Below are 6,012 nucleotides of genomic sequence, written 5' to 3' on the forward strand. Positions count from 1 at the left end.
CCCAGCCCCGCACCCCTCAAGGAGATCCATGACCGGCAGCCAAGGCCCGGCGTTCAGTCGCCGTGCGCTCATCGGGACCGGCCTCGGTGTCGGCGCGGCCGTGCTCACCGGGGGTGGGTCCGGTGTGGCCCACGCGGCGGCACCGGCTTCTCCGGAGCGCCGGGCGTACGCCTTCCTCGCCGCCGCCATGGACGCCTATCCGCGGCACGGCACCGTCCGGCTGGCCCAGAGCTACACCGACCAGGCCGGCCTGTTCAGCACCGCTTTCACGTACGACAACGCTCTGGCCGCCCTCGCGGCGCTCGCCTCCCGCACCGCGGACGGACTGTCCCGTGCCGTGGCTCTGGGCGACGCGCTGCTGTACGCGCAGAGCCACGACCCGGTGTACGACGACGGCCGGCTGCGGCAGGCGTACAACGTGGGGCCGTACACGTTCTACGACGGTTCGCCGCAGCCGGACGGGTTCGTGCGGGCGGACGGCACGGCCAACGTGGGCACCCAGTTCGGCTTCACGGGGACCGCCGTGGGTGACATGGCCTGGGCCGGCATCGCCCTCACCGCGCTCGCCAAGCGGACCGGCCAGGACCGCTTCCTCCGCGGTGCCGTGCGGATCGGCGGGTGGATCGACCGCGTCGGCCGTACCGACCAGCCCCTCGGCGGTTACACGTTCGGCGTCAACGGGGCCGACGAGCGGCTGCCGTTCAGTTCGACCGAGCACAACACCGACCTGATCTGCCTCTTCGGGCGGCTCGCCCGGCTCACCGGGGACCGGGTGTGGCGGGAGCGGCGGGCGCGGGCCGTGGCCTTCGTCGAGGCCATGTGGGAGCCGTCCGGCGGCTTCTTCTACACCGGCACCAACGACGGTGTGACGGTCAACAGGTCCCCGGTCCCGGAGGACACCCAGACCTGGACCCACCTGGCGCTCGCCTCGCGCGCCCGTTCCCGGTCGCTGGACTGGGCCAGGACCGAACTGGCCGTCCTGGACTCGGCGGACCGGCCCAACAGCACGGTGCCGGCGGGCCAGTCGTACGCGGGGGTCACCTTCAGTTCCGCGAGTCTCCTGGCGAACGAGGACGCCCCGATCGCGGACGGGCAGCCCAAGCCGGACCGCAACGGCGTGTGGTTCGAGGGCACGGCCCATCTGGCGCTCGCCCTGCGCGACCGGCACGCGCCGGGCGACGAGGCCCGCGCACGGCGCCTGCTCACCTCGGTCGAGCGGGCGCAGGACCTGCTCGGCGGCGGCCAGACCCTCGGCGGCACGCCGGTCGCCGCCGGCTCTGGTGTCGTCTCGGCGAGCAGCCCGCTCGACACCGGGTTCGGCTTCGGTTACTACCCCTACCGGCACACCGGTGCGACCGCCTGGTACCTGCTGGCGGCGGCCCGCGTAAATCCGCTGCGGGCCTGACCGGTCCGCGGCCGCCAGCACGACACACCGGCGCCGGGCGCCGCTCCCCGGCGCCCCGCAACCCCGGACCGCGGAAGGTGTCCGGCATCCCGGGCTCCACGCTGACCATCCAGCGGGTGCCGAGCGGATACGTGCCGCAGTACCGGCTCGCGGAGTCCAGCATCCAGCCCGCTGGGCACGGCGCCGCATCCGCCGGTTGCCGCCGAAGCGCAGGGCGCCCGGCAGGGCCACCGGGAGCAGCGCGGAGACGGCCCCCCGGCCGCTCACGTCGCCGCAGAAGACGGCCACGCGGACCCGTCGGCGACTCCGGTGAGCGGGCGGGTCACGGTGAACGGGCCGGTCGCGGTGCGCTGGCGGGTCACGGTGCGCGGGTGCGGACACGCGGTCGGCCGGCCGTGCGATCGGCCAGGCCGTCAGGGGCAGCGCCGGCGGCGGAAGACGCACAGCCCCGCCACGTCTCAGTCCTTCTCCTCGTCCTTCGCCCGGCCGAGCAGGTCGCGCAGGAGCCGTTCGTCGTCGGGTTCGAGGGAGGTGACGAAGCTGGCGAGCACCGCCTCGCGGTCACTCTCGCCGTCGAGGAGCCGGCGCATCCGGTGCGCGGCGAGTCCGGCCTGGTCGGACACCGGCGTCCACACGAAGGACCGGCCGGCCCGCTCCCGGCTCACCGCCCCCTTGGCGAGGAGACGGGTCAGGATCGTGATCACCGTCGTGTACGCCAGGTCCGCGCCGAGCCGCTCCTGCACCCAGCCGGCCGTCGCGGGCCCGTCGGCCTCGCGCAGGACGGACAGCACCTGTGCCTCCAGCTCGCCCTGCCCCCGTCGCCGGGAACGCCGGTGATCGGTCACGCTCTGTCTCCCTTCCGCGGCCACGCACCTCACGAACGTTCCATCGTACGGATCCGCCCCCGCCCGCCACCCTCCCGATCAGCGTCTTTTCCCGAGCCGCACCCCGGCCGTACGGGCGATACCGCATGATGAGCGGGCCATGCACCGGTCCCTGACGACACCCCGCCCGCCCCTGCCCGTCCTGCGGGCCGCGGTGTTCGCCTTCGTCGGAACGGCGTGGGGAACCGGCGCGCACCAACTGCTCGCGGAGCGGCCGGTTCCGTGGACGCAGGGCGCGACGGCGACCGCCTTGCTGTTCGGCCTGGGGCTGGCCGGCACGCGTCGCCCGCGGCATCCGGCCACGGTCGTCGTCGTCAGCGTCCTCGCGCAGTCGGGGCTGCACCGGTGGCTGACGCACACCGGACACCCGCGGGCCTCGCCGGCCGCTCATGTCCACCACCCGCACGAGACCCACGCGGTGTGGTCCGGGCGGCTGCACGACTCCCTGGCCATGACGGTGGCCCACACCCTGGTCGCCGTGGGGGCGGCCGTTCTCCTGCACCGCGCGGACACGGCGTGCTGGGCGCTGGCCCGTGGGCTGACGGCCGCGCTCGACGCCGTACGCGCGCGTCCGCTCCTCGGGGCGACGCGCCACGCCGGTTCTCCGGGGCTAGGTGTGCCGGTCGCGGTCGTGCCGACGGAGGGTGACCGGCTGCCGGTCTTCGGGCCGGTGCTCGCGTACGCGCTGGTCCGGCGGGGTCCTCCCCGGACGAGGTCCGCTGTCGTCAACCACCCTCGCGGGGACGCCGGTTCGGCTTCATCCGTACGGCCGCCGCCCCGCAACCCGCTCATGCCTGGAGACCCCCATGTCCCGCATCACCCTGCCGCGCGGCACGCGGCGCACGCCCCTTGCCGTGGCCGCAGCGACAACCGCCGTCCTGCTGGCCGCCGTTCCGGCCGCCGCCCATGTCGAGGTCGAGTCACCCGGCGCGCAGGCCCTCGCCGAGAACGTCCGGCTCACCTTCGCGGCCGAGTCGGAGTCCGCCACCGCCGGCATCACCGAGCTGCGTGTGATCCTCCCCAAGGGCATCGAGCCCGCCGACGTGACCTACGGCGAGGGCCCGGCGGGCTGGAGGTTCACCACCACCGCTGACGGCTACAGCGTCAAGGGCCCGGCCGTCAAGGTCGGCGCGGACGTCGAACACTCGGTTGTGGTACGGCAGTTGCCCGACGCGAAGGAGCTGGCGTTCAAGACGCTCCAGACGTACGGCGACGGCAAGGTCGACCGCTGGATCGAGCTGGGCGCGTCCGGCGGCGACGACCACGGGCACGGGCACGGCAACCCGGCGCCCGTCCTGAAGCTGAAGGCGGCCGCTCCCGGCGCGCGGACCGTCAGCCCCTCCCCCAGCTCCCCGGCGAGCGCTTCCGGCGCCCCGACTCCGACGGCCGACAAGACCCCCGTCGGCTCCTCCCCGCAGGCGGCAGACACCGCGAAGGAGGACGACGGCGGCCTGTCCTCGGGCGCCTGGGCCGGCATCGTCGCGGCGATCCTCGTCGCGGTCGCCGCCGCGGTGTTCCTGGTCCGCCGCCGGGGTGCCGCCCAGGGGTAGCGGGCGGCACGGCCGAGGGCCCTCGCACGTGGGTGTGCGGGGGCCCTCGGCCTGTCGTTCTCAGCCGTGCGGCGCCTTTCCGCTCACCCGGTGGTCCGCGTGGCTCAGCGCCTCCAGGACCAGGCGCCGCAGATGGCCGTCGCTGAGCCGGTAGTGGATGTGCCGGCCCTCACGGCGGGTGTCCACGAGCCCGGCGAGCCGCAGCTTCCCGAGGTGCTGGCTGACCGCCGTGCGGGAGGCTCCGCAGCGTTCGGTGAGCGAGCCGACGTCCGACTCGCCCTGCGCGAGCAGCCACAGCAGATGCAGCCGGGTGGCGTCCGACAGCATCGCGAAGACCCCGGTCGCCTCGGCGAGCCGCGCGCTGTCGGGGGCCCGCAGATGCACATCGACCGCAGGTGGGATGGGGTGGCTGTCGGACATGGGGCCAGCCTAGAGCCATCCGTCCGAGGTACGGCCGGGCGGCCGGGAACGTGAGCGCGGGGGACGCTCCCAGTCCACTTCATCATGTGCACAGATGCGCACATGACAGTTACACTCGGGAAATCGACCCGGACAGCGCCGTCGAGGGAGCCGACCGCATGCTCGCCGTCCTGCGCCACCGCACCTACCGTCACCTCTTCGCCGCCCAGGTCGTCGCCCTGACCGGCACCGGACTGGCGACCGTTGCCCTCGGGCTGCTGGCGTACGACATGGCGGGCTCCGACGCCGGTTCGGTGCTCGGCACCGCACTGGCGATCAAGATGGTCGCGTACGTGGCGATCGCCCCGGCCGTGGGCGCGGTGGCCGACGGTCTGCCGCGCAGGGCCCTCATGCTGTCGGCGGACCTCACCCGCGCCGGAGTCGCCCTGCTGCTCCCCTTCGTCGACCAGGTGTGGCAGGTGTACGTCCTGGTCTTCCTGCTCCAGTCCGCCTCGGCCGCGTTCACACCGGCCTTCCAGGCCGTCGTCCCCGACGTGCTGCCCGAGGAGCGCGACTACACGCGGGCGCTGTCGATGTCCCGGCTGGCCTACGACCTGGAGAGCCTGTTCTCGCCGGCGCTGGCGGCGGCCCTGCTGTCCCTCGTCACCTACAACTGGCTGTTCACGGGAACGGCCTTGGGCTTCCTGGCCTCGGCGGCGCTGGTGGTCTCCGTGGCCCTGCCCCCGGCCCGCCCCTCGACGGCGTGCGGCGCGTACGCCCGGGCCACGGCGGGCACCCGGCTGTTCCGCACCGTCCCCGCACTGCGCGCCCTGCTCGCCCTGAACCTCGCGGTGGCCGCGGCGAGCGCGATGGTGACCGTCAACTCCGTCGTCTACGTGCGTGACCTGCTGGACCTGCCGACAGGGGCGCTGCCGCTCGCGCTCGGCGCGTACGGCGCCGGTTCGATGACCGTGGCCCTGCTCCTGCCCCGGCTGCTGGACCGGGTGCCGGACCGGACGGTGATGCTGAGCGGCGCCGGGCTGCTCGTCCTCGTCTTCGCCGGGCTCGGTGCCGTCACGACGGCAGGGGGCGGCGGTTGGCGGTGGCCCGCCCTGCTCGCCGTATGGGCCGCCTTCGGTGCCGCCTGCTCGATGGTGCTGACGCCGACCGGGCGGCTCATTCGCCGGTCGGCGCCGGCCGAGGCGAGGACGGCCGCGTTCGCCGCACAGTTCTCGCTGTCGCACGGCTGCTGGCTGCTGACGTATCCGCTGGCGGGCTGGCTCGGGGCGACGGCCGGGCCGGGGTGGGCGGTGGCCGCTCTCGCCTCGATCGCCCTGGGAGCCTCGCTGTCGGCGGTACGGCTGTGGCCGACGCCGCCGACTCCTGCGCACGCCGACCTGCCCGCGGGCACCCTCACCCGGCGGACGCCCGACGCGCGCGGTCCGGCCGGCGGCACCGCGGGGCCGGCCTCGCGGACGGAGCGCACTCCCCCTCCTGACGCCCTCCCGCCGGGCCCGCACCGGGATGTTTTCGCGCTGTGCGGGTAGGGCTGCCCCACGGCAACCCGGAGGAAGTCCATGTCCCCTGCGACACGACGTGCGGCCTGCTGGGCGGCCGCCGCCGCTCTCGTCCTCGTCGGCGCCTGCGGAAGCGGCGCGGACGGTGACGACGCGGCGCGGACGACACCGGCACCGCCGCCCACCGGTTCCACGGCACCGACCACGGCCGGCAGCACCCCACCGCCCACCGCGCAGTCCCCCACCCCCACCGGCAC

Annotated in this window: 5 protein-coding genes and 1 pseudogene; 4 read left to right on the top strand and 2 right to left on the bottom strand. The window is 74.8% G+C overall.

The window, feature by feature from the left end; genetic code table 11:
• The first annotated feature begins 28 nt into the window (after positions 1-28).
• Entirely contained in the window at positions 29-1,405 is a 1,377-nt protein-coding gene (locus tag BM536_RS37325) for a Tat pathway signal sequence domain protein (RefSeq protein WP_094104043.1), read from the top strand.
• A gap of 458 nt (positions 1,406-1,863) precedes the next feature.
• Here the strand turns inward: BM536_RS37325 and BM536_RS37330 are convergent, their stop codons facing one another.
• Positions 1,864-2,250: a BlaI/MecI/CopY family transcriptional regulator gene (locus BM536_RS37330; RefSeq protein WP_073499711.1), complete on the bottom strand. Its 387-nt coding sequence runs from the start codon at positions 2,248-2,250 to the stop codon at positions 1,864-1,866.
• An 845-nt stretch (positions 2,251-3,095) separates the two neighbouring features.
• Here BM536_RS37330 and BM536_RS37340 point away from each other — a divergent pair.
• A complete protein-coding gene (locus tag BM536_RS37340; protein ID WP_073499707.1) occupies positions 3,096-3,839 on the top strand; it encodes a DUF1775 domain-containing protein in 744 nt (247 codons plus the stop codon).
• A 60-nt stretch (positions 3,840-3,899) separates the two neighbouring features.
• On the opposite strand, the gene BM536_RS37345 is transcribed toward BM536_RS37340, so the two are convergent.
• Positions 3,900-4,259 carry an ArsR/SmtB family transcription factor gene (locus tag BM536_RS37345; RefSeq protein WP_073499706.1) on the bottom strand — a complete coding sequence of 120 codons (360 nt, stop codon included), beginning with the start codon at positions 4,257-4,259 and terminating at the stop codon, positions 3,900-3,902.
• Between the two features lie 158 nt (positions 4,260-4,417).
• On the opposite strand from BM536_RS37345, the gene BM536_RS37350 reads away from it, so the two are divergent.
• Together BM536_RS37350 and BM536_RS41995 are read left to right on the top strand one after the other, a co-directional pair.
• Entirely contained in the window at positions 4,418-5,785 is a 1,368-nt protein-coding gene (locus BM536_RS37350; protein WP_094104044.1) for an MFS transporter, read from the top strand.
• A gap of 30 nt (positions 5,786-5,815) precedes the next feature.
• A pseudogene (locus BM536_RS41995) lies at positions 5,816-6,012 on the top strand (hypothetical protein); the annotation flags it as partial.

This window comes from Streptomyces phaeoluteigriseus (assembly GCF_001896135.2).
In the GTDB taxonomy this organism is placed as follows: Bacteria; Actinomycetota; Actinomycetes; order Streptomycetales; family Streptomycetaceae; genus Streptomyces; species Streptomyces phaeoluteigriseus.